General features: G+C 68.7%; 19 protein-coding genes. 8 read left to right on the top strand and 11 right to left on the bottom strand.

Annotation, left to right across the window (positions count from 1 at the left end):
• The first annotated feature begins 78 nt into the window (after positions 1 to 78).
• Positions 79 to 1,677, top strand: coding sequence for a PAS domain-containing hybrid sensor histidine kinase/response regulator (locus tag WS54_RS30010; RefSeq protein ID WP_059779991.1), 1,599 nt, complete (start codon positions 79 to 81; stop codon positions 1,675 to 1,677).
• Positions 1,678 to 1,687: 10 nt separating this feature from the next.
• On the opposite strand, the gene WS54_RS30005 is transcribed toward WS54_RS30010, so the two are convergent.
• Positions 1,688 to 2,011: a four-helix bundle copper-binding protein gene (locus tag WS54_RS30005; RefSeq protein ID WP_034209281.1), complete on the bottom strand. Its 324-nt coding sequence runs from the start codon at positions 2,009 to 2,011 to the stop codon at positions 1,688 to 1,690.
• A 29-nt stretch (positions 2,012 to 2,040) separates the two neighbouring features.
• Complete coding sequence (locus WS54_RS30000; RefSeq protein WP_059779992.1) at positions 2,041 to 3,246, bottom strand: zinc-dependent alcohol dehydrogenase; 1,206 nt, start codon at positions 3,244 to 3,246, stop codon at positions 2,041 to 2,043.
• Positions 3,247 to 3,604: 358 nt separating this feature from the next.
• On the opposite strand from WS54_RS30000, the gene WS54_RS29995 reads away from it, so the two are divergent.
• Entirely contained in the window at positions 3,605 to 3,823 is a 219-nt protein-coding gene (locus WS54_RS29995; protein ID WP_059779993.1) for a DUF6566 family protein, read from the top strand.
• A gap of 119 nt (positions 3,824 to 3,942) precedes the next feature.
• Here the strand turns inward: WS54_RS29995 and WS54_RS29990 are convergent, their stop codons facing one another.
• The 6 genes from WS54_RS29990 to WS54_RS29965 all read right to left on the bottom strand — a co-directional run bounded on the left by WS54_RS29990 (position 3,943) and on the right by WS54_RS29965 (position 9,203).
• Complete coding sequence (locus WS54_RS29990) at positions 3,943 to 5,472, bottom strand: FAD-dependent oxidoreductase (protein ID WP_059779994.1); 1,530 nt, start codon at positions 5,470 to 5,472, stop codon at positions 3,943 to 3,945.
• 284 nt (positions 5,473 to 5,756) lie between these two features.
• Positions 5,757 to 7,181, bottom strand: a complete 1,425-nt coding sequence (locus tag WS54_RS29985) for an aminotransferase-like domain-containing protein (protein WP_059835441.1) — start codon at positions 7,179 to 7,181, stop codon at positions 5,757 to 5,759.
• Positions 7,182 to 7,553: 372 nt separating this feature from the next.
• A complete protein-coding gene (locus WS54_RS29980) occupies positions 7,554 to 7,802 on the bottom strand; it encodes a hypothetical protein (RefSeq protein WP_059502908.1) in 249 nt (82 codons plus the stop codon).
• A gap of 34 nt (positions 7,803 to 7,836) precedes the next feature.
• Positions 7,837 to 8,292 carry a DUF1269 domain-containing protein gene (locus WS54_RS29975; RefSeq protein WP_034209287.1) on the bottom strand — a complete coding sequence of 152 codons (456 nt, stop codon included), beginning with the start codon at positions 8,290 to 8,292 and terminating at the stop codon, positions 7,837 to 7,839.
• Positions 8,293 to 8,376: 84 nt separating this feature from the next.
• Positions 8,377 to 8,829, bottom strand: coding sequence for a phosphate-starvation-inducible protein PsiE (locus WS54_RS29970; RefSeq protein ID WP_059785167.1), 453 nt, complete (start codon positions 8,827 to 8,829; stop codon positions 8,377 to 8,379).
• The gene (locus WS54_RS29965) at positions 8,826 to 9,203 is read right to left on the bottom strand and encodes a LysR family transcriptional regulator (protein ID WP_059785169.1); all 378 of its coding nucleotides are present in this window, start codon (positions 9,201 to 9,203) and stop codon (positions 8,826 to 8,828) included. The genes WS54_RS29970 and WS54_RS29965 overlap by 4 nt, the downstream gene beginning before the upstream one ends.
• 441 nt (positions 9,204 to 9,644) lie before the next feature.
• On the opposite strand from WS54_RS29965, the gene WS54_RS29960 reads away from it, so the two are divergent.
• From WS54_RS29960 to WS54_RS29940, 5 genes are all read left to right on the top strand, one after another.
• Positions 9,645 to 10,694 carry a Dyp-type peroxidase gene (locus tag WS54_RS29960; protein WP_059785173.1) on the top strand — a complete coding sequence of 350 codons (1,050 nt, stop codon included), beginning with the start codon at positions 9,645 to 9,647 and terminating at the stop codon, positions 10,692 to 10,694.
• The gene (locus WS54_RS29955; protein WP_034209290.1) at positions 10,687 to 11,502 is read left to right on the top strand and encodes a family 1 encapsulin nanocompartment shell protein; all 816 of its coding nucleotides are present in this window, start codon (positions 10,687 to 10,689) and stop codon (positions 11,500 to 11,502) included. Before WS54_RS29960 ends, WS54_RS29955 begins: the two co-directional genes overlap by 8 nt.
• Before the next feature lie 104 nt (positions 11,503 to 11,606).
• The gene (locus tag WS54_RS29950) at positions 11,607 to 11,876 is read left to right on the top strand and encodes a hypothetical protein (RefSeq protein ID WP_059785240.1); all 270 of its coding nucleotides are present in this window, start codon (positions 11,607 to 11,609) and stop codon (positions 11,874 to 11,876) included.
• A gap of 629 nt (positions 11,877 to 12,505) precedes the next feature.
• Positions 12,506 to 15,373: an ATP-dependent Clp protease ATP-binding subunit gene (locus WS54_RS29945; protein ID WP_059785177.1), complete on the top strand. Its 2,868-nt coding sequence runs from the start codon at positions 12,506 to 12,508 to the stop codon at positions 15,371 to 15,373.
• A 123-nt stretch (positions 15,374 to 15,496) separates the two neighbouring features.
• Positions 15,497 to 17,776, top strand: a complete 2,280-nt coding sequence (locus WS54_RS29940; protein ID WP_059785180.1) for an FdhF/YdeP family oxidoreductase — start codon at positions 15,497 to 15,499, stop codon at positions 17,774 to 17,776.
• 96 nt (positions 17,777 to 17,872) lie between these two features.
• Here the strand turns inward: WS54_RS29940 and WS54_RS29935 are convergent, their stop codons facing one another.
• The gene (locus WS54_RS29935) at positions 17,873 to 19,294 is read right to left on the bottom strand and encodes a purine-cytosine permease family protein (protein ID WP_059785182.1); all 1,422 of its coding nucleotides are present in this window, start codon (positions 19,292 to 19,294) and stop codon (positions 17,873 to 17,875) included.
• Between the two features lie 383 nt (positions 19,295 to 19,677).
• On the opposite strand from WS54_RS29935, the gene WS54_RS29930 reads away from it, so the two are divergent.
• A complete protein-coding gene (locus tag WS54_RS29930) occupies positions 19,678 to 20,619 on the top strand; it encodes a LysR substrate-binding domain-containing protein (protein ID WP_034209295.1) in 942 nt (313 codons plus the stop codon).
• A gap of 83 nt (positions 20,620 to 20,702) precedes the next feature.
• On the opposite strand, the gene argE is transcribed toward WS54_RS29930, so the two are convergent.
• The gene (argE, locus tag WS54_RS29925; protein WP_059785186.1) at positions 20,703 to 21,866 is read right to left on the bottom strand and encodes an acetylornithine deacetylase; all 1,164 of its coding nucleotides are present in this window, start codon (positions 21,864 to 21,866) and stop codon (positions 20,703 to 20,705) included.
• Complete coding sequence (locus WS54_RS29920; RefSeq protein WP_059785189.1) at positions 21,859 to 22,536, bottom strand: DUF1028 domain-containing protein; 678 nt, start codon at positions 22,534 to 22,536, stop codon at positions 21,859 to 21,861. Before WS54_RS29920 ends, argE begins: the two co-directional genes overlap by 8 nt.
• Between the last annotated feature and the right edge of the window lie 2 nt (positions 22,537 to 22,538).

The raw sequence follows: 22,538 nt of genomic DNA, 5'->3' as shown, positions 1-22,538 counted from the left end.
TCGCGTAGCCGCCCCCGGCGTGTCCGGCGGCGGGCGGACGGTATTCGGCCGCCCGCATTTTGGACCTGCCGCCCGCCGATGACGAACGACGACGCCGATCTTCACCCGCCTCTGCCGCCTGGCTCGCACGACGCGCGGGACCTGTTGCACCGCTTCGCCGAATTCCGGTTCCAGACCGTGGTGGAGGCGATCACCGATTACGCGGTGTTCATGCTCGACCCGCAGGGCAACGTCGCGACCTGGAACGCCGGCGCGCAGCGCATCAAGGGTTACCGCGCCGCCGAGATCGTCGGCCGGCACTTCTCGCAGTTCTATCCGTCCGACGCGATCGCGGCCGGCCGGCCGGCGCACGGGCTCGCGCTGGCCGCCGCGCACGGCCACTTCGCGGACGAAGGGTGGCGCGTGCGCAAGGACGGCACGCAGTTCTGGGCGAGCGTGACGATCACGCCGGTGCGCGACGCGACGCACCAGCTGTGCGGCTTCATCAAGATCACGCGCGACATGACCGAGCGCAAGCGGCTCGAGGAACTCGAAGCATCGACGCACCGGCTCAGCGTGTTCATCGCGATGCTCGCGCACGAGCTGCGCAATCATCTCGCGCCGCTGCGCAATTCGGTCGGCGTACTGCAGACCCTGCCCGATCCTGCACCCGAGCTCGCGCGATGCCGCGACGCCGTGCACCGTCAGGTCGGGCAACTGACGCGGCTCGTCGACGATCTGCTCGACGTCGGGCGCATCACGGCCGGCAAGGTCGAACTCGACGATCGCCCCGTCACCGTGCGCGACATCGTGTGCCGCGGCGTCGAGAGCATCCAGCCGAAACTGGCCGCGCGCGGGCAGTGGATCCGTGTCGACCTGCCCGACGATTCCGTGGTGCTGCACGGCGACGACGCACGGCTCGTCCAGGTGCTGCACAACCTGCTCGACAACGCATCGAAATTCTCGCCGCACGGCGGCCGGATCGACGTCGGCGCGCGTATCGACGGATCGTCGGTGGCGATCGACGTCGTCGATCACGGCGTGGGCATCGCACCCGGCGCGCTCGAAACGATCTTCGACCTGTTCCAGCAGGAAGGTGCGTCGGGCCGCTCTCCGTCCGGCGGGTTCGGGCTCGGTCTCGCGATCTGCCGGTCGTTCGTCGAGCTGCACGGCGGGCGAATCGTCGCGGCAAGCGACGGGCCCGGCCACGGCGCGACGTTTACGGTCTGGCTGCCGATCGTGCAAACGGCGCGCAACGAACGCAACGAGCGCGCCGAACCGCGCACGCCCGCCGCGCCCGCTCAGCCGGCCGCCGTGCCGCTGCGCGTCGTCATCGTCGACGACAACCGCGACTCGGCCGACACGCTCGCGGTGCTGCTGCAACTGAAAGGCCATGCACCGCGCGTCGCGTACAACGCGGCCGACGCGCTGGCCCTCGCACGCGACTATGCGCCGCAGTTGATGCTGCTCGACCTGACGATGCCGGACGTCGACGGCTTCGCGTTGCTGGAGGAACTGCGCGCGATCGATGCGCTGCGCGACACGATCTGTGTCGCGCTGTCCGGCCATGCACGCGCGTCGGATCTCGCGCGCACCGAACGCGCGGGCTTCGACGACCATCTCGTGAAGCCCGTCGAGATGGCCGTGCTCGATGCGTTGCTTCAGCGCGTCGCGCGCGACGTTCAGGGCACGCCGTAAGCGCCCGTGCTCAGGCCATCGCGCGGCACATCGCCGCGCAGGCCTCGCATGCGAGCGCGCAGCGGCGGCAATGTTCGTGCGCATGCCGCGAACACTCGGCCGCACACAGGTCGCACGCGTGCGCGCACAGCCCGCAGATGCGCGGGGCAAACGCGCTGCGGCGCGCCATCGCGCCCGACGCGAAGCGGCACAGCTGCGCGCATTCGATGTCGAGCGCGATGCAGCCGGCCAGCGCGTGCACGTCGCGCTCCGCGAGGCACGCGGCCGCACAGGTGTCGCACGCGTGCGCGCAGGCGTCGCACGCGGCCATGCAGTTGTCGTATCGATCCGTCATTGCAGTGCTCCCGGTTGAGGTTCGTGTCGTCACGGCGCCAGCTTCACCTTCATCCAGCCCGGTTCGCGCACGTCGAACGCGCGATACGCGTCGATCGCGTTCGTCAGCGGCTCGCAGCGCGTGAGCACCGACAGCGGGTCGAACGCACCGCTGCGCACGAGCTCGACGAGCGGCGGCGTCACCGTCCGGTGATTGCAGTTGCCCATCTTGATCGTCAGGTTGCGGTTCATCGCCTCGCCGATCGGAAACACGCGAGCCGTCGGCGGATACACGCCGATCACCGCGACCGTGCCGGCCTTCGCGGCCGCGCGCACCGCCCATTGCAGCACCTGCGACGGCCCGTCGCCCGGCACCCAGTTGCGGCCGTCCGGCTTGCGGTGCGGCGCGATCGCGTCGACTTCCGCATCGAACGCGCGCGCAGCCTCGCGATCGGCCGCCGCCGGCCCGTGCGTCGCGCGCATCGCGTCGACGCCCACCGCGTCGATCACGCGGTCGACGCCGATCCCGCCCGTCAGCCGCAGCACCGTATCGACCGGATCGTCCTCGGAAAAATCGACGATCTCGGCGCCCTGCGCGCACGCCATCTCGAGCCGCGACGCAATGCGGTCGATCGCGATCACGCGCCCGGCGCCCATCAGCTTCGCGCTCGCGATCGCGAACTGGCCGACCGGCCCCGCGCCGAACACGGCGACCGTGTCGCCCGGTTTCACTTCCGCGAGCTGCGCGCCGAAATAGCCGGTCGGGAAAATGTCCGACATCAGGATCGCGCGATCGTCGTCGATCGCGTCGGGCAGCCGGATCAGGCTCGCGTGCGCAAGCGGCGTGCGCGCGTATTCGGCCTGCAGCCCGTCGAACGGGCCCGTATCGGCCGGCCCGCCGAAGAACGCGGTGCCTGCCCGCGGCCCGCCCGGGTTCGCGGCGTCGCATTGCGCGGTGTAGCCCGCGCGACAGTAGGCGCAACTGCCGCACGCGATCGTCGACGGAATCAGCACGCGATCGCCGCGCCGCAGGTTGCGCACGTCGCGCCCGACCGCCTCGACGATGCCGACGCCTTCGTGGCCGAGAATCGTGCCCGGCTTCATGCCGCCGAGCGTGCCGCGCACCATGTGCAGATCGGTGCCGCAGATCGCGCTGGCGGTCAGGCGCACGACCGCGTCGGTCGCCTCGGAGACTTCCGGATCGGGCACCGTGTCGATGCGAATGTCGCCGATGCCGTGAAATACGACTGCTTTCATGTCTGGCCCTCCTTGTCGAAAGCGGAAACGGTGAATGTGACCGTCGAGCCGGTCGAGCAAGGGATGCTCCTGTGCAGCGCGCGTGCGGCGCGCCGCGATGCACGGACAGGAAGCGCTTCGTTTTCGAGGAGGGGGCGTGCCGGCGCGTCGGCCCGTCGACGGGCCGCTGCCGCTGCCGTCGTCACGCGCGTTCGAGATTGCTTCGACGAGCGTCGGTTCGGCGCCGAGCGACGGTGTCTTGTCGGTCGCGTCGCCGCCCAGCGGCGCGCGGCGCGTCGATATCGGAACAGGACAACACGTCGCGCGTGGCTGATACGATCGACGCACCGCGTTCGCGCACGACGGAGGGCCCCGACCGATGCAAGCCACCGACACTTTCATGGATCACGAAATTCGCGTCGACGCGACGCTCAACGCGAACGGCGCGTGGGTCGCGCAGGTGCGGATCTTCCGCGACGGCGCGCCGGTCGATCTGCCCGCGCCCGAACTCGTCACGCCCGAATGGCTCACGTGCGACGAAGCACTGCGCGGCGGCATCGACCAGGGGCGCGTGATGATCAGGACACGCGACCGGTAACGACGCCCGGAACATCCGCGCGTCGCGATGCGCGGCGCGAACCCGGTTTCGAAACATGCACGGACGTCGGGGTTCGTCGCGCCTCCATCGACGGTTCGGCCGGTGCCGTCATGCCGCCGTCACGCGGCGGCCATCTGCCGCTCGAGGGCCGCTTCGGCCTTCAGGTTGTCGAGATCGCGGCCGATCGTCACGACCGCGAGCCGCGTGTTGCCGCGCCAGTAACCGATCGAGCAATCGTGCGCGCCGAGGTCGCCGTCGATCTCCACGCGATCCCATTGCTCCGCATGGCCGACATAGCGGATCGTCAGGTCGTACTGCTGACTCCAGAAAAACGGCGCCGCGTCGAACGGCCGCTGCTGGCCGAGCATGTTGCGCGCGGCGATGCCGCCCTGCCGCTCGGCGACGACCCAGTGCTCGACGCGAATCCGCTCGCCCGTCAACGGATCGGGCCAGCGCGCGATGTCGCCGGCCGCGTAGATGTCGGGCGCGCTCGTCCGAAGGAAGCGGTCGACCGTCACGCCGCGTTCGACGGCGAGCCCCGCGTCCTGCGCGAGCCCGACGTTCGGATGCACGCCGATGCCGACCACGACGACGTCGGCCGGCAGCACGTCGCCGTTCGACAGCGTCACGCTGTCCGGCCCGATCCGCGCGGGCGTCGCGCCGAGATGAAACACGACGCCGTGCGCCTCGTGCAGCGCCTTGATCGTGTCGCCGAGCGCATCGCCGAGCACGCGGCCCATCGGATGCGCATCCGGCGCGACGACGTGCACGTCGAGCCCGCGCGTGCGCAGCGCGGCGGCCGCTTCGAGCCCGATGAAGCTCGCGCCGACCACCACGCAACGGCGCGCCGTTTCCAGCTTGCCGATCAGCGCATCGCAATCGGCGCGCGAGCGCAGCAGGCAAACGTGCGGCAGATCGGCGCCGGGCACGTTCAATCGGTTCGGCTCGGCGCCGGTGGCGAGCAGCAGCGCACCGTAGTCGACACGGCCGCCGTCGGCCAGCTCGACCGCCCGCTGCGCGGGATCGATGCGCACGACCCGCGTGTTGCAGCGCACGTCGATCCGCTGCTCCGCATAGAACGACGGCGCACGCAGCGGCAGCCAGTCGGCCTGCGCGGTGCCCGCGAGGTAATCCTTCGACAGGTTCGGCCGGTCGTACGGCGGATCGGCGTCGGCGCTCAGCAGCGTGATCGAATGCGGATAGCCTTCCTGCCGCAGCGTCACCGCGGCCGCGATCGCAGCGGCGCCGCCACCGACGATCACGACCGACGCGGGCAGCCCGGCTGCCTTCGGCGCAGCCGGTACGGCGGCCGGCCGCGCATCGAGTACGACGGCGCGGCCGTCGCGCCGCTCGACGCGCCAGCACGGCAGCCCGTCGAGCGCCGGCGCGCGCTCCATCTCGCCGGTGCGCAGGCAGAACGCCGCGTGATGCCACGGGCAGCGAATCGTGTCGCCGACCAGCAGGCCCTGGGCCAGCGGGCCGCCGTAGTGCGGGCATTGCGCGCCCACCGCGAACAGTTCGTCGGCGCGGCGCACGAGCAGCACCGCCGCGTCGCCGACATGGCCCTCGATCATCGCGCCGTCGGCGAGATCGTCGAGGGCGATCCCTTGCGTGAGATCGGGTGAGGACGCAGCATCGCTTCCAGTCATGACGTGACTCCCGGAAAGTCAGGTAACGATTCCATTATCGACATCCGTCCTGGAAAGAACAGGCACAGACACCCCGCAGCGCACGCAAACACCGACTGTAGCCTGGACGCGATCCATGATCGGCATAGCACGCGATCGACGTTGCGGCGCAACACGGCGGCCGCTCCGCGAGCGGCCGCCGCCGTGTGAGCCATCGCAAGCCGCGTGCCGACGCGCGCCCGCTCTCCGAGCACCGGCGCGCAGCCGTACCGGCCGCGATGACGGCGCACCACGCGGCGGTACGTTCAGCCGACGCAGGCTGCGGCGAGCTTGCCGACGACGACGACCGCGTGCTCGATCTCCGGCGACCAGGGGCTGCTGTAGTTCAGCCGGATGAAATTCCGGTAGCTGTCCGCGATCGAGAACATGTAGCCCGGCCCGATCGTGATCCCCTGCTCCAGCGCGAGCTGATACAACCGCATCGCATCGACCTGCGCGGGCAGTTCGACCCACAGCACGTAGCCGCCCGCCGGGCTCGACATGCGCGTGCCCTCCGGAAAGAACCGCGACACCATCGCACGCATCAGGTTCGCTTGCTGCGCATACGCCTTGCGCAAGCGCCGCAGGTGATGCTCGTAGCCGTCGCGCTCGAGAAACTCCGCGATCGCGAGCTGCGGCAACGACGGCGTCGCGAGCGTATTCAGGAATTTGAGTTTTTCGACCTGTTCGCGATAGCGCCCCGGCAGCGCCCAGCCGATCCGGTACGCGGCCGTCAGGCTCTTCGAGAACGACGAGCAATGCAGCACGATCCCGCTACGGTCGTACGACTTCAGCGAACTCGGATGCGTGTCGCCGAAATACAGTTCGTTGTACACGCCGTTCTCGATGATCGGCATCCCGGCTTTGGTTGCGAACTCAACCAGTTCGCGCTTGCGCTCGTCCGGCATCTGGAAGCCCAGCGGGTTCTGGAAGTTCGGCATCACCATGCACGCGGCGATCGGCTGCGACTTCGCGATCGCGGCCAGCGCCGCGATGTCGATTCCGTATTCCGGATGCGTGGCGACCTCGATCGCCTTCATCCCCATCCGCTCGATCGCGTGCAGCATCGCGTAGAACGTCGGCGACTCCACCGCGATCGTGTCGCCCGGCTTCGCGACCGCCTGCAGGCACAGGTTGATCGCCTCCGTCGCGCCGACCGTCACGATGATCTCGTTCGGATCCACCGACATCCCGTTTTCCAGGTAGCGGCGCGCGATCTGCCGGATCAGCCGCGGGTGGCCCGGCGGCAATCCGTCGGTCACGCCCCACAGCGATTTGTCGCGGCCGGCCGCGTACGCGTAGCGATTCAGCTTCTCGAACGGAAACGGGCTCGGGTCCGGATACGGCGAGCCGAGCGGCACCGCGTCGTCCGTGCCGATCGAGCGCAGCGTCGATAGAACGAGCCGACTCACGTCGACCGACGACGAGATCGCGATCGGCTTCGACGGCCGTAGTTCGCGAACCGGCGCATGGCTGTCGTCGCGCCGCAGGTTCACGAAATAGCCCGACTGCGGCCGGCTTTCGAGCAGCCCGCGGCTCTCCAGCAGCAGATACGCATGCAGCACGGTCGTGATGCTGATCCGGTGCTGCTGGCTCGCCTGCCGCACCGACGGCACACGATCGCCGTGTCGATATACCCCTTGCCGAATGAGTCGCTCTACGTCGTTTGCAAATTTCTCGTAGAGCTTCATCCGCCTCGCCCCGCCAGCGATGAACCGGCCTGCCCCGCACGAGCGGTACGGCCACGCCGACGCATGAAGCCGGATAACCGTCGCCGGGCGCGGGTGTCCCGGTGCGGACCTCGTCCGTTACCGAAATTGAAGGCGGATAGCAATGCGAATCTCATCAAGACAAGGTTCGGCATCCTACTGCGTCATTTCGGCGAATGTAAGTGACAGTTTGGCGAGGAAACCGCAAATCCGGCCGGTGTGGTGAACAGATGCGAACGCGACGGCGCGGCCGCGCCGCGGCCGTTCGCCGCGCACGTCATGTCATGAAGTACCGCGGGTGCCGAAGGCGCCGGCGGTAATGCGAGGCCCGGCCACGCGCGGGCTCGCTCGCGCTCACGCGTCGTCGACGTTGTCCGCGTAGTGGTCGATCGCGACCTTGCACTCGTCGAACACCGCCGTCAGCAGCGCGACGTCGTTCGACTCGATCCACTTGCGGATCTGCAGGAACTGGCCGGTGCCGAGATCGGCGATGCGGTCCGGATCGTCGGTCGTCACGTCGACGACCGCGATCGCGCGGTTGCCGGGCAGCGGCGACAGCGTCGCCGCGATGTCGAAGCGCCGGTACGATTGATCGATACGCATGCCATGCCCCCGAATCGGTTCGAAAGGAACGCGCTCAATCGAGCGCCTGGCGAAAGACCTTGCCGCCGAATCCCGTCACGACGTTGTCGACCGAGAACGGCGTGTCCTCCTTCGCTTCGAGAATGACCGCGACGCTGCCGGGCACGAGCCGCGCCGCGACCGTCTCGACGAACGCACCGTCGAGCAGCGCATTGCCGGCCGCGTGCGCGAGCATGCCGGCGCCCGCGCCGGCCGCCATGCCGGTCGCCACGCCGAGCGGCCCGGCGAGCAGGCCGAGCAACCCGCCCGCGATCGCGCCGATCACGCCGCCCTTGAACGGCCGCGATTCGGCGTCGAGCACCGCGAGCTTGCCGTTCGCGTCCTTCTCGACGACGACGCCGTTCTCGATGTGGAATCCTTCGTTCTTCTCCGACAGCGCGTCGAAATCGTTCGCGGCCTGCCGAGCCGTGTCGACGCCCCCGAACACGGCGACGATCAATTGCCTGGTCATGCGACACCTCGTGTGGTGGGATGAAGGTAGGGCCGCCGCACCTCGCGCGGCGCGCCGGGGTTCGCTCCGCATGCCGCCCGCGCGTTACTTGCGGGCATGCAAGTCGTCCTCGACATCGTCGACGTCCGCCGGAAAGCGGTGCTGCCCGAAACTCAGGATCAGCACGCCCACCGCGAGCAGCACGATTCCGAAGGTCGTCATCAGCATCCGCTCGGGACTGTCGGTCGCGCCGCGCAGGATCAGGTCGCGCGCGAGCGACGTCATCGCGATGAACAGCGGAAACCGCACCGGCAGCCGGCCGAGCCGCAGATAGCGCAGGTCCATCGCGAGCACTTCCAGATACAGGAACATCAGCAGCAGGTCGGTCAGCGACACTTCGCCCGCGAGCACGACCTTCCACGCTTCCTGCGTCATCGCGAACGCGGTCGCCAGCCCGATCACGACCAGCCCGGCCAGCTCGGCCGCGTGCAGGAAATGACCGAAGCGGCGGCGAATGCGCTCGGCGGTCGTATCGGCGGATGCAGTGGACGTATTCAACGCGTTGACCGGTGCAGTGTCGTAGAGGGTGCGATCGATGCCGCGTCGCCGCGGCGGGTGGTGTCGGGTAACGGAAAGCCCGCGACGGGCAAACCGGAAACCGTTGCGCACGCATCGGCTGCGCTCGCGCCGGTCGCCTGCGCGACCGCCGACAGCGTCCGCCGGCAACACGCGTAAAACGCGACGCCGGCATCGGTGCACACGACGTCGTCGCCCGCGCGGTCCAGCAGCAACCGGCAGCCGAGATAGCGTTCGAGGCCATCGAGCCGCGCATCGACCTGCGCGACGTCGAGCTTCAGATCGGACGCCGCGCCGCGCAGCCCGCCGTGCTCGACGATTGCACCGAAAATACGCATCGCTTCCAAAAGGTTCATCATGATGGCCGTCGTCGGGCGGAGCGGAACCTAATCTACTGCACGCGACACGCACGCTCAAGAGCACAGCGCCGCGGGCGTCAGGAGTACAGCTGCGCCGCCGCCGCACAAAACCCGGCCCGGTTTGATCCATTCGAATGACAGATCGTCGATACGTGTTCCAAAGACCCGCCGAAGCTGCTAGATTGCATGCTCGACGACGTTACGCGGTGCGGCAGTTCACGCGCCGGGCGAACGCGCGGCGCCACCGTCCGCCTTCCCTTCGCGCCGGGGGGCGGCCGCCGCCGCTGCGGCCCGTTGCGCGATGCCCGCGCAACGTCCTTCATCCGCATGTCACACAGAGCACAGAGAACCGTCGCATGACACAGTTCAACCGTTCGCCTTCGCGCGCCGCGGCTGCCGCGGCCCGTCCGTCCCGACCCGACTGACCGGCAGGCCGCGATGCAGACGCCCCCTCCCCCGATCTCCCAGGCCGTTCACAGCACGATCACGCGCAGCGCGATCTTTCTCGTGGCGACGATCAATCCCGGCGCCGATCACGCCGACACGATCCGTTCGTGGTGCGGCGACATCGCCGCGCTCGTGCGCTCGGTCGGCAAGCGCGTACCGGGCGGCAACCTCACGTGCGTATGCGGCTTCGGCTCCGATGCATGGGATGCGCTGTTCGGCGAGCCGCGTCCGGCGTCGCTGCATCCGTTCCGCGAATTCGGCGCCGGCCAGCGCGTCGCGGTCGCGACGCCCGGCGATATCCTGCTGCACATCCGCGCCGAAGCGATGGACCTGTGCTTCGAACTCGCGACGCAACTGCTCGGCGCGCTCGGCGACGCGGTCACGGTCGTCGACGAAGTGCACGGCTTCCGCAATTTCGACCAGCGCGCGATGATCGGCTTCGTCGACGGCACCGAGAATCCGGAAGGCCGCGCAGCGGTCGACTTCACGGTGATCGGCGACGAGGATGCCGAATTCGCGGGCGGCAGCTACGTGCTCGTGCAGAAGTACCTGCACGACATGGCCGGCTGGAACGCGCTCGCGGTCGAGACGCAGGAGCGCATCATCGGCCGCACCAAGCTGTCCGACATCGAGCTCGCGCCGGACGTGAAGCCGTCGTGCTCGCACAGCTCGCTGACCACGCTCGACGAAGGCGGCCGGGAAGTGAAGATCCTGCGCGACAACATGCCGTTCGGGCGCCCGGGCGCCGGCGAATTCGGCACCTATTTCATCGGCTATGCGCGCTCGCCGGCGCCGATCGAGCAGATGCTCGAGAACATGTTCGTCGGTCGTCCGCCCGGCAACTACGACCGCCTGCTCGACTACAGCCGCGCGGTCACCGGCTCGCTGTTCTTCGTGCCGTCGGCCGACCTGCTCGAAGCGCTCGCCGATCGCGCGGCGCCGGCCGCCGGCGCCGCCCAACCGGAATCCGCGCCGTCCGCGCCGCAGCGCGACGGCTCGCTGAACATCGGCTCGCTGAAAGGAATCCCGACCTATGAATAACCTGCACCGCGAACTCGCCCCGATCTCGTCCGCCGCCTGGGAACAAATCGAGGAGGAAGTGGCGCGCACCTTCAAACGCTCGGTGGCCGGCCGCCGCGTCGTCGACGTCGACGGCCCCGCAGGCCCCGAGCTGTCGGCCGTCGGCACCGGGCACCTGCTCGACGTCGCCGCGCCGCGCGAGCACGTGAACGCGCGGCTGCGCGAAGTGCGCACGATCGTCGAGCTGACGGTGCCGTTCGAGTTGAGTCGCGACGCGATCGACAGCGTCGAGCGCGGCGCGCGCGACGCCGACTGGCAGCCGGCGAAGGAAGCCGCGCAGCGGCTCGCGTTCGCCGAAGACAACGCGATTTTCGACGGCTACCGCGCGGCCGGCATCGTCGGCATCCGCGAAGGCACGTCGAACCGCCGGCTCACGCTGCCGGCGGACGTGAGCGCGTACCCGGATGCGATCAGCGACGCGCTGGAGGCGCTGCGCCTCGCCGGCGTCGACGGCCCGTACTCGGTCGTGCTCGGGTCGGACGCGTACACCGCGCTCAGCGAAGCGCGCGACCAGGGCTATCCGGTCCTTGGCCATATCAAACGCATCGTCAGCGGCGAGATCATCTGGGCGCCGGCGATCAGCGGCGGCTGCGTGCTGTCCACGCGCGGCGGCGATTACGAGCTGCACCTCGGGGAAGACGTGTCGATCGGCTACACGAGCCACACCGACAAGGGCGTCCGCCTGTACCTGCGCGAAACGTTCACGTTCCTGATGCTGACGAGCGAGGCATCGGTGGCCGTGGCGCCGCAGGACGGCGCGGCCGCCTGAGCGCGGTTGCCGGCGCGCGATGCCCGCCCGGGCGTCGCGCGCGACAGCCGCGCTGCCGGCCGCAGGTTCGTCGCCGATCCAGCCCATCTCGCATGGAGGATGTCATGAGCGAATCGAATGACGCATTACAGGCGCTACAAGCGTCCGTCGCCACCCTGCAGCAGAAGGTCGATGCCAACGCGGGCAGCCAGGCCGGCGATACCGCCGTGCTGTTTACCGTCGTGTCGCTGATGCTGGCCGAGCTGCCGCCCGACACGCGCAACCTGATCGAGGATTCGTTCTCCGTCTGGGCCAATGGTCTGCCGAATGCGACGCTCTCGGCCGACGTGAAGCAGATCGCACGGCAACGGCTCGCGATGACACTGTCGGACTGATCGCGGTCGACCGCGGTTGCGCGATGTCCGGCGCGTACCGTGCACCCCGCGCTCGCCTGCGCCGGCCCCACGGCACGCACCGGCTGCGGTGCGCGCGGGGCCGGGCGTAGCCGGTTCGCGCCCGCGCTGCGCGTCGCACTCCGGTTCGCTCGCCGCTTCACTCCCCGCTTCTCTCCCCCTTTCGCTCACGGTTTGCCGGCTGCCGGCGCCCTGCGCGCCCATGTCGCACCGCGCCGTTCGCCCGCCGCCCTTTACCCCTTTCCCGCCCCCTTCCACCGCCGGCGGCCCGCGCCGCCGTGCGCGCGCCCGTCTGTACTCCTTGCCGTCGAATCGCGCGCCCGTGTGAGGGTGCAATTCACGGCCGGTCCGGCATGGAACTGTGTCTTGGATGGCCCGCGCCGATTCGCTATTTTGAACGCAGTCGAAGCGATGCCGTGGGCTCCTCTCGGCACGCGCGCTTTCCGCCCCGACCGCGACCGTGCGCCACGCCGGCGCGCGCTGCGCGATCGCACGGGTGCGGCCCGCGCGCCGCCGCGGTGCGTGCCGTGCCTGCGGTCGGCGCGCGTGAGCGCCGCACCGCATCGGGCTTCACCCTTCGCCCCACCTTCACCGACAGGAGCCAGACCACCATGCCCGCACTTTGCGATATCTGTCACGCCCGGCCGGCCGTCGCGCGCGCAACCGTGATGCAGGACGGCGAGCGCAAGACGATCTCGATCTGCGATTACCACTTCCGCCAGCTGATGCGGCATCAGAGCATGCTGAATCCGTTCGATGCGCTGTTGGGCGGCGGCGGACCGTCGTCGCTGTTCGGCGGCCTCGGCGACGAATCGCCGCTCGCCGCCGAGATCCCGCGCGAATCGGTCGACCCGACCGACGCATTCAGCGAACAGACGCTCGAACTGCTGCAGCGCGCGGCCGAGAAGGCGCACGAGCTGCGCCGCAGCGAGCTCGATTCCGAGCACCTGTTGTACGCGCTCGCCGACACCGACGTCTGCGCCGCGCTGCTGAAGGAATTGAAGCTGTCGCCGCAGGACATCCGGTCGTACATCGACGAACACGCGCACACCGGCGCGGCCGCGCCCGATGCGCCGCTCGACAAGCTGTCGATCTCGCCGCGCGTGAAGAAGGCCGTCCAATACGCGTTCCAGGCGTCGCGCGATCTCGGCCACTCGTACATCGGCCCCGAGCACCTGCTGATCGGGCTCGCGTCGGTGCCGGACAGCGTCGCCGGCACGCTGCTGAAGAAATACGGCGTAACGCCCGAGGCGCTGCGCCAGAAGGTCGTGAAGGTGGTCGGCAAGGGCGCCGAGGACGGCCGCGTCGACGCGCCGACCGGCACGCCGAACCTCGACAAGTTCGGCCGCGACCTCACCGCGATCGCACGCCAGGGCAAGCTCGATCCGGTGCTCGGCCGCGCGCAGGAAATCGAAAGCACGATCGAGGTGCTCGCGCGCCGCAAGAAGAACAATCCGGTGCTGATCGGCGAGCCGGGTGTCGGCAAGACCGCGATCGTCGAAGGGCTCGCGCAGCGGATCGTCAACGGCGACGTGCCCGAAGTGCTGCGCGACAAGCGGCTCGTCGAAGTCAACATCAACTCGATGGTGGCCGGCGCGAAGTATCGCGGCGAATTCGAGGAACGCGCGAAACAGCTGATCGACGAAGTGACGGCGAAGCAGGACGAACTGATCCTGTTCATCGACGAGCTGCATACGATCGTCGGCGCGGGCCAGGGCGGCGGCGAAGGCGGCCTCGATATCGCGAACGTGCTGAAGCCCGCGCTCGCGCGCGGCGAGCTGAGCCTGATCGGCGCGACGACGCTCAACGAATACCAGAAGTACATCGAGAAGGACGCCGCGCTCGAACGCCGCTTCCAGCCCGTGTTCGTGCCGGAGCCGAGCGTCGAGCAGACGATCGTGATCCTGCGCGGGCTGCGCGACAGCCTCGAGGCGCATCACCAGGTGACGTTCGCCGACGACGCGTTCGTCGCGGCCGCCGAGTTCGCCGACCGCTACATCACGTCGCGCTTCCTGCCCGACAAGGCGATCGACCTGATCGACCAGGCCGCCGCGCGCGTGCGGATCGGCGCGACGTCGCGTCCGGTCGACATTCAGGAAGGCGAAGCGCAGATCGCGCAACTGAAGCGCGAGCAGGACTATGCGACCTCGCGCAAGCGCTTCGACGAAGCGAAACAGTTCGAAGAGCAGATCAACGCGAAGCAGAAGGCCGTCGACGAGATGATGGAGGCGTGGCAGCGCAAGACCGGCTCGGAGACGCTCGAAGTGACCGTCGAATCGGTGGCCGAGGTCGTGTCGCGGCTGACCGGCATCCCCGTGTCCGACCTCACGCAGGAAGAACGCCAGAAGCTGCTGAAGATGGAAGAGCAGTTGCGCGAGCGCGTGGTCGGCCAGAGCGATGCGGTGATCGCCGTCAGCGATGCCGTGCGGCTGTCGCGCGCGGGGCTCGGCCAGACGCACCGGCCGATCGCGACGTTCCTGTTCCTCGGCCCGACGGGCGTCGGCAAGACCGAGCTCGCGAAGGCGCTGGCCGAGACCGTGTTCGGCGACGAGCAGGCGATCATCCGCATCGACATGTCGGAATACATGGAGCGCCACGCGGTCGCGCGGCTGATCGGCGCGCCGCCCGGCTACGTCGGCTACGACGAAGGCGGCCAGCTCACCGAGCGCGTGCGGCGCCGCCCGTACAGCGTGATCCTGCTCGACGAGATCGAGAAGGCGCACCCGGACGTCTACAACGTGCTGCTGCAGGTGTTCGACGACGGCCGCCTGACCGACGGCAAGGGCCGCGTGGTCGATTTCAGCAACACGATCATCATCGCGACCAGCAACCTCGGCGCGGCGATCATCATGGACAACCTCACGCAGCCGGAAGCCGCGCGCAAGACCGACAAGGCAATCCGCGACGAACTCATGCAGGTGCTGAAGGGGCATTTCCGGCCCGAGTTCCTGAACCGGATCGACGAGGTGATCGTCTTCCACGCGCTGTCGAAGGACGACATCCGCGCGATCGTGCGGATCCAGCTCGACCGTGTGGTGCGCACGGCCGCCGCGCAGGACATCACGCTCGTGATGGGCGACTCGCTCGTCGCGCACCTGACCGAAGCCGGCTACCAGCCGGAGTTCGGCGCGCGCGAGCTGAAGCGCCAGATCCGGCAGACCATCGAGACGCGACTCGCGAAAGAGATCCTCGCCGACCGGCTGAAGTCGGGCGACCGGTGCGAAGTCGACTACGACGAGGGCAGCGACGAAGTGAAGTTCAACAAGCTCGCCGCGCCCGAAGCGAAGGACACCAAGGCAGCAAAAGGCACGAAGGACGCGAAGCAGGACGCCGACGGCAAGCCTGAAGCGAACGGCAAGGCCGGCAAGGCTGCCAACGCAACCGGCGACGCGAAGCCGGACGACACGCCCGCCGACGCCCCGCCGCCCACGGCGAAGCCCGGCAAGAAGTCGTCCGGCGCGAAGAAGGACGCCCGCTAGAAAAACGCATGCCCCGCCACCCGGGGCACGCATGACCGGCTCCGTCCGCCGGACGGAGCCGCCCCACGCCGCGACACGGCGCAACCGAGCCGCCCGCACCGGGCCCGGCTATTGGAGATTCACATGACAAATCGACGCGAAGTGCCAGGCATCAGGAAATACGATGGGCCCGCCGGCGGTTGGGGCGCGCTTCGCGCGACAGCCGATGCGGTGCGCACGCAGATGGAAACCATCGAGGCGCCGATCGTGCTGATGCGGACCAACCAGCCCGACGGCTTCGACTGCCCCGGCTGCGCGTGGCCCGACAAGGAGCACAAGTCGACGTTCCAGTTCTGCGAGAACGGCGCGAAGGCCGTCACGTGGGAAGCGACGACCAAGCGCGTGACGCCCGAGTTCTTCGCGGCGAACACCGTGTCGTCGCTGCTGCGCATGTCGGACTACGAACTGGAGAACATGGGCCGGCTCACCCATCCGCTCGTCTACAACCGCGCGACCGACACGTTCCGCGCGATCGAATGGGACGACGCATTCGCGCGCATCGGCGAAGTGCTGCGCGCGCTGCCGCCCGAGCAGGTCGAGTTCTACACGTCGGGCCGCGCGTCGAACGAAGCCGCGTACCTGTACCAGCTGTTCGCGCGCGAGCTCGGCACCAACAACTTCCCCGACTGCTCGAACATGTGCCACGAGCCGACCAGCGTCGGCCTGCCGCAATCGATCGGCATCGGCAAGGGCACCGTGTCGCTGGAGGATTTCGACCACTGCGAGCTGATCATCTCGATCGGCCACAACCCCGGCACGAACCATCCGCGAATGATGGGCACGCTGCACGAGTGCGCGCGCCGCAACGTGCCGATCATCGTGTTCAACCCGCTGCGCGAACGCGCGCTCGAACGCTTCGCCGATCCGCAGGACATGATCGAGATGGCGTCGTTCGGCTCGACGCGAATCGCGTCGACGTACTACCAGGTCGATGCGGGCGGCGACGCGGCCGCGCTGAAGGGCATCATGAAGGCGCTGCTGCGGCTCGAGGCCGAGCAAGGCAACGTGCTCGACCGCGACTTCATCGCGCAGCACACCAGCGGCTTCGAGGCGTTCTCGGCCGATCTCGACGCCACGTCGTGGGACGACATCGAACGCGCGAGCGGCCTGAGCCAGGCGCAACTCGAACAGGTCGCGCTCGCGTATGCGAAGTCGAACGCGACGATCGTCACGTACGGGATGGGCGTCACGCAGCACAACAAGGGCACGGCCACCGTGCGCCTGATCGCCGACCTGCTGCTGATGCGCGGCAACATCGGCAAGCCCGGCGCCGGCGTGTGCCCGCTGCGCGGTCATTCGAACGTGCAGGGCAACCGCACGGTCGGCATCACCGAGAAGCCGTCGGCCGAATTCCTGAAGAAGATCGAGGACGTGTGCGGCTTCACGCCGCCCGCGCAGCACGGGCACGACGCCGTGCAGGCGATGCAGGCGATGATCGATGGCACCGCGAAGGCGCTGCTGTGCCTCGGCGGCAACTTCGCGGTCGCGCTGCCCGATCCGGAACAGTCGTTCCCGGCGATGGCGAAGCTCGACCTGAGCGTGCATCTCGGCACGAAGCTCAACCGTTCGCACCTGCTGGTCGGCAAGGAAACATTCATCCTGCCGGTGCTCGGCCGCACCGAGCTCGACATGCAGGCCACCGGCCGGCAGTCGATCACCGTCGAGGATTCGATGTCGATGGTCCATGCGTCGGCCGGCAAGCTCAAGCCCGCATCGGACCAGTTGCGCTCGGAGCCCGCGATCGTGGCCGGCATCGCACACGCGACGCTGCCGAACAGCAAGGTCGCATGGCTCGACCTGATCGCCGACTACGATCGCATCCGCGACCTGATCGACAAGACGGTATCCGGCTTCGAGGCGTTCAACGAGCGCATTCGCACGCCGGGCGGCTTCCGCCTGCCGCTGCCGCCCACCGAACGCGTGTGGCCGACGCCGACCGGCAAGGCGATGTTCTCGGTCTACAAGGGCGTGAAGGAGGACGCGGACGTGCTCGGCGCCGAACAGGTGCTGCGCCTGATCACGCTGCGCAGCCACGATCAGTACAACACGACGATCTACGGGCTCGACGATCGCTATCGCGGCGTGTTCGGGCGGCGCGACGTGCTGTTCATGAACGCGGCCGATCTCGAGAAGTACGGGCTCGAACACGGCGACCTCGTCGACATCGAGACCGTCACCGCGTCGGGCCGTACGCTGCGCCTCGAGAAGATCACCGCGATCGAGTACGACATCGCGCCGGGCTCGGTCGGGGCGTACTACCCGGAAGCGAACGTGCTCGTGCCGCTCGACTACATCGACAAGGAAAGCGGCACGCCGTCGTACAAGTCGGTGCCGGTGCGCGTCGTGCGCTCCGCCGTCGTGTGATGCCGCGGCAGGCGCGCGCCACGTAGCCCGCTGCGTGCCTGCCCGACTCCCGCCACCGCTCGCCGCCGCGGCGCGAGCGACGCGGCGGCCCCTTCTTCATCGTGCCGCCGTCGGCGGCATCGTCGCGCCCGTCTGCCGGCGCCGATACGCGCTGTCGCGCGTCGCGAGCCAGTAGTACAGCGGCGACGTCAGCAGCAGGCCCACGAGCCACGACAGGTCCGCGCCGCCCAGATGGGCGGGAATCGGGCCGGCGTACATCGGCGTGTTCATGAACGGAATCTGCACGACGATGCCGATCGCATACGCGAGCAGCGCCTGCGGATTGAAGCGGCCGTAGATCCCGCCGTCCGCCATGAAGATCGACTGGATGTCGTACTTGCCCTTGTGGATCACGTAGAAGTCGATCAGGTTGATTGCCGTCCACGGCACCAGCACGACCAGCAGCGCGAGCACGAGATCGACGAGGTTGCCGACGAAGTTCGTCGACGCGCCGATCGCCGCATAGCAGCAGGCGACGAAGATCGCGACCGACACCACCGCGCGCGTCTTCGCGGTCGGAATCCACTTGTATGCGAACGTCTGTACCGACGTGATCACCGCGAGCACCGCGCCGTACAGGTTCAGCGCGTTGTGGCTGATCACGCTCAGCAGGAACAGCACCAGCATCAACGGGCCGAGCGGGCCGGTCGCCTGCTTGACCGCATCCATCGTGTCCGCGCCGGCCGGCACCGCGAGCACCGCGACCGCGCCGAAGACGAACGCGAGCGTCGAGCCGATCGTGCAGCCGAGATAGGTTGCCCAGAACGTCGACGCGACGCCGACGTCTTCCGGCAGATAGCGCGAATAGTCCGACACGTACGGCGCGAACGCGATCTGCCACAGCGCCGACAGCGATACCGTCGCGAGCCAGCCCGCGAAGTCGAAGCCGCCGCGCGTCAGGAAATCGGCGGTGCTCACGTGCGACAGGATCATCCAGAAGCCGACGGCGATGCCGATGCCGAGCACCCATGTACCGATCCGGTTCAGGATGTGGATGAACCGGTAGCCGACGATCCCGATCAGCCCGGAGCCTACCGCGCCGATCACGATGCCGACGGGAACCGGCACCGACGACGCGATGCCGTGCACCGACTTGCCCGCCAGCACGATGTTCGACGCGAAAAAGCCGACGTACATCACGGCCGCGATCACCGTGACGAGCAGCGCGCCCCACGAGCCGAACTGCGCGCGGCTCTGGATCATCTGCGGAATCCCCATCTGCGGCCCCTGCGCCGAATGCAGCGCCATCAGCACGCCGCCGACCGCCTGGCCGACGACGATCGCGACGATGCCCCACATCAGGTTCAGGTGGAACATCTGCACGCCGAGCGCGCCGGTCACGATCGGCAGCGGCGCGATGTTGCCGCCGAACCAGAGCGTGAACAGGTCGCGCACCTTGCCGTGGCGTTCCGAGGGCGGCACATAGCCGATCGTGTGCTTTTCTATCATCGGGGACGCATTGCGTTCCGCGTTCGTCATGGTGATGTCTCCAGTCCTGCGCGGCGATGCGCGCGTGCCGTGTGCGCCGGCGCGCGTCGGGGGGCGCGCCGGCAATCGGTCCGGATACGCGAGCGCCGCCGCGCTGCATGCACGCGGCGGCGCCCAACGAAGCGTCGCGTGCGCCGCCAGGCGGGGACGGATGACGTGTCCCGCCGGCACCCACGCGGCCTCGTCGCGATCCAGGCTGGAGACGATGGTGCGCCATGCGCATCGGGACCGGAAAATACTAAAAATATTTCCGCGACATACGAAAAAGCTCTGCAGCGGAAATTTCGGCGCCGAACGACTTCAGGTAAGGTGCTACGCGAATCCAACAGCATGCGCCCGCGGCGGCACGCCGGGGCCGGGCATCAGGGGTGCTTGTGGCTCACTACACTTTGCGGCAACTGAAATACTTCGTCACGACGGTCGAATCCGGCAGCGTCGCCGAGGCATCGCGTCAGCTCTTCATCGCGCAACCGTCGATTTCCAGCGCGATCAAAGGGCTGGAAGAGAGCTTCGGCGTGAAACTGTTCATTCGCCACCACGCGCAGGGCGTGTCGCTGACGCCGAGCGGCACGCGCTTCTACCGGAAAGCGCAGGAACTGCTGCGCATCGCGCACGAGTTCGAACAGAACGCGCTCGCCGACAACGACGTGATCACCGGGCAGATCGACATCGGCTGCTTCGAGACGGTCGCGCCGCTCTATCTGCCGCAACTGATCGCGGGTTTCCGCGAGCGCTACCCGGGCGTGAACATCCGGCTGCGCGACGGCGACCAGCAGGAACTCGTGCAGGGGCTGACGTCCGGCACGTTCGATCTCGCACTGATGTACGACCACGATCTCGACGGCACGATCGAAACCGAGCCGCTGATGCCGCCGCAGCAGCCGTACGTGCTGCTGCCGGAGCACCACCGGTTCGCGGGCCAGACGCACGTGTCGCTGCGCGACCTGTGCATCGAGCCGATGATCCTGCTCGACGTGCAGCCGAGCCGCACGTATTTCGTCAGCCTGTTTCACGAGCTCGGGCTCACGCCGAACATCGTGTTCGGCTCGCCGTCGATCGAGATGGTGCGCGGGATGGTCGGCCGCGGCTTCGGTTTCTCGCTGCTCGTCACGCGCCCGCATTCCGACTATACGTACGACGGCCAGCGCGTCGTGACGATCGGCCTCAGCGAAACGGTCAGCCCGTCCGGGCTCGTGAGCGCACGGCTGAAGCGCGGTCAGCTCACGAAACAGGCGCAGTCGTTCGTCGATTTCTGCCGCGAGCGGCTCGCGCAGATCGTCGCGCAATCGGCGCAATCGCCGCCATCGGCTCGATAGCGGCGGCAAGGTCGACGATCGGGAACGGGACGAGGACGATCACGCGCGCCGCCGGGGGCGACGCATGCGTGCCGGCCGCCCGTTCAGGCGGCGGACGAGAGATACGCGACCAGACGGCCCAGCATCGCGTCGCATCCATGCAGTTGTTCGAGCGTGACGAACTCGTCGGGCTTGTGTCCCTGATCCATGCTGCCCGGCCCGCACACCACGGTTGGAATGCCGGCCTGCCCGAACAACCCGCCCTCGGTGCCGAACGCCACCGTGCCGAACGCGTCGGACCCGCTCAGCAGCGCGAGCAGGCGCGCGGCCTCGCTGTCCGGCGCGGTCGCCAGCCCCGGATACGCGCCGAGCGACTGCAGCCGGATGTCGGTATCGGGCTGCACCGCGCGCATCCTCGGCAACAGTTCGGATTCCGCATAGTCCTGCAGCGTTCTCGGCACGTCGTGCGCATCGAAATCCGGCAGCGCACGCACCTCGAAATCGAATTCGCATTCGGCCGGCACGATGTTCAGCGCGCGGCCGCCCTTGATCAGCCCCGTCTGCACGGTCGAGAACGGCGGATCGAAGCGGCCGTCGTGCCGTTCCGGCCGCGCGAGCGCCGCGCCGATCTCGCCGAGCCGGCCGATCAGCTTCGCCGCATAGTCGATCGCGTTGACGCCCGACGGCGCGTAGGCCGAGTGACACGCGGCGCCCTTCACGTGGCAGCGCATCGCGAGCTTGCCCTTGTGACCGAGCACCGGCTTCAGTTCGGTCGGCTCGCCGATCAGGCACATCCGCGGACGATGTTCGCGCGCGGCGAGTCGTTCAAGCATCGGCCGCACACCGAGACAGCCGACTTCCTCGTCATACGAGAACGCGAGATGCACCGGCAGGCTCAGCGGCCGCGCGACGAACGCCGGAACGGCCGCGAGCACCGACGCGATGAAGCCCTTCATGTCGGCCGCGCCGCGGCCGTACAGCCGGCCGTCGCGCTCGGTCAGCCGGAACGGCTCGACCGTCCACGCCTGCCCGTCGACCGGCACCACGTCGGTGTGGCCCGACAGCGCGACGCCGCCGCGATCGCGCGGGCCGATCGTCGCATACAGGCTCGCCTTCGTGCGTTCCGCGTTGTAGAACAGTTCGCTCGGCACACCGAACCCAGCGAGATAGTCGTGGATGAAGCCGATCATCTCGAGATTCGAATCGCGGCTGACCGTCGCGAAGCCGATCAGCCGTTCGAGCAACGCGCGGCTCGACGGATCACTCATCGCCCGGCACTCCGTAGCTCGGCGCGGCGGTCGGGTTCAGCGCGCGCGTCTGGTAGTCCTGCATCTGCGGTCGATACGCGCGCCACAGCGCATCGAGCTGCCCGATCGGATCGGCGTCGGCCCAGTCGACGCGCAGGTCGACGATCGGCCAGGTCACGTCGCCGGCCACCTTCAACGCGGCCGAATGCACCGGGCCGGCCTCGCCGCCGGCCGCCATGGCCGCGTGCATCGCGGCCAGCAGCCTGTCGGCGAGCAGGCCGGACGCCTGCTCGAAGGCCCGCACCATCGCGTCGATCACGGCCGGCGCGGCCAGCAGGTTGCCGGCCGCCACGCATTGTTCGCCCTGCACCGCGTGATGCGTGCCGAGCGCCTCCTTGCCGGTGAAGCATGCCGTCTGCCCCTGCCCGTCGATCGCCGTGACCTGCCTGTACTGGCTCCAGCCGTTCGCGCTCAACGCGCGGTCGAGCGCCGCGGCAGGCGCGAGCAGGTCGTGTTCGATCAGGTCGAGAACCTGAGGTCCGAGCGCCGGCAGCGTGATGTTCTGCGTCGCGACGGCGCCGACGCCCGCGCGCACCCACGGGCAGCGCGCGCCCACCGCGATGCTCGACGAGCTGATCGCGATCCCGAGCTGGCCCGTCTCCGGGCAGCGCCCGACGATGGAGAAAGTCATGT

This window comes from Burkholderia sp. NRF60-BP8 (assembly GCF_001522585.2).
GTDB lineage: Bacteria > Pseudomonadota > Gammaproteobacteria > Burkholderiales > Burkholderiaceae > Burkholderia.
Note: the sequence above shows the minus strand (reverse complement) of the source record. Positions and strands in the feature narration are given on the sequence as shown.

Excerpts from the sequence above, each read along its gene's own strand:
- WS54_RS30010 (WP_059779991.1), top strand. The coding sequence starts at position 79 with ATGACGAACGACGACGCCGATCTTCACCCGCCTCTGCCGCCTGGCTCG.
- WS54_RS30005 (WP_034209281.1), bottom strand. The coding sequence starts at position 2,011 with ATGACGGATCGATACGACAACTGCATGGCCGCGTGCGACGCCTGCGCG.
- WS54_RS30000 (WP_059779992.1), bottom strand. The coding sequence starts at position 3,246 with ATGAAAGCAGTCGTATTTCACGGCATCGGCGACATTCGCATCGACACG.
- WS54_RS29995 (WP_059779993.1), top strand. The coding sequence starts at position 3,605 with ATGCAAGCCACCGACACTTTCATGGATCACGAAATTCGCGTCGACGCG.
- WS54_RS29990 (WP_059779994.1), bottom strand. The coding sequence starts at position 5,472 with ATGACTGGAAGCGATGCTGCGTCCTCACCCGATCTCACGCAAGGGATC.
- WS54_RS29985 (WP_059835441.1), bottom strand. The coding sequence starts at position 7,181 with ATGAAGCTCTACGAGAAATTTGCAAACGACGTAGAGCGACTCATTCGG.
- WS54_RS29980 (WP_059502908.1), bottom strand. The coding sequence starts at position 7,802 with ATGCGTATCGATCAATCGTACCGGCGCTTCGACATCGCGGCGACGCTG.
- WS54_RS29975 (WP_034209287.1), bottom strand. The coding sequence starts at position 8,292 with ATGACCAGGCAATTGATCGTCGCCGTGTTCGGGGGCGTCGACACGGCT.
- WS54_RS29965 (WP_059785169.1), bottom strand. The coding sequence starts at position 9,203 with ATGAACCTTTTGGAAGCGATGCGTATTTTCGGTGCAATCGTCGAGCAC.
- WS54_RS29960 (WP_059785173.1), top strand. The coding sequence starts at position 9,645 with ATGCAGACGCCCCCTCCCCCGATCTCCCAGGCCGTTCACAGCACGATC.
- WS54_RS29955 (WP_034209290.1), top strand. The coding sequence starts at position 10,687 with ATGAATAACCTGCACCGCGAACTCGCCCCGATCTCGTCCGCCGCCTGG.
- WS54_RS29950 (WP_059785240.1), top strand. The coding sequence starts at position 11,607 with ATGAGCGAATCGAATGACGCATTACAGGCGCTACAAGCGTCCGTCGCC.
- WS54_RS29945 (WP_059785177.1), top strand. The coding sequence starts at position 12,506 with ATGCCCGCACTTTGCGATATCTGTCACGCCCGGCCGGCCGTCGCGCGC.
- WS54_RS29940 (WP_059785180.1), top strand. The coding sequence starts at position 15,497 with ATGACAAATCGACGCGAAGTGCCAGGCATCAGGAAATACGATGGGCCC.
- WS54_RS29935 (WP_059785182.1), bottom strand. The coding sequence starts at position 19,294 with ATGACGAACGCGGAACGCAATGCGTCCCCGATGATAGAAAAGCACACG.
- argE (WP_059785186.1), bottom strand. The coding sequence starts at position 21,866 with ATGAGTGATCCGTCGAGCCGCGCGTTGCTCGAACGGCTGATCGGCTTC.
- WS54_RS29920 (WP_059785189.1), bottom strand. The coding sequence starts at position 22,536 with ATGACTTTCTCCATCGTCGGGCGCTGCCCGGAGACGGGCCAGCTCGGG.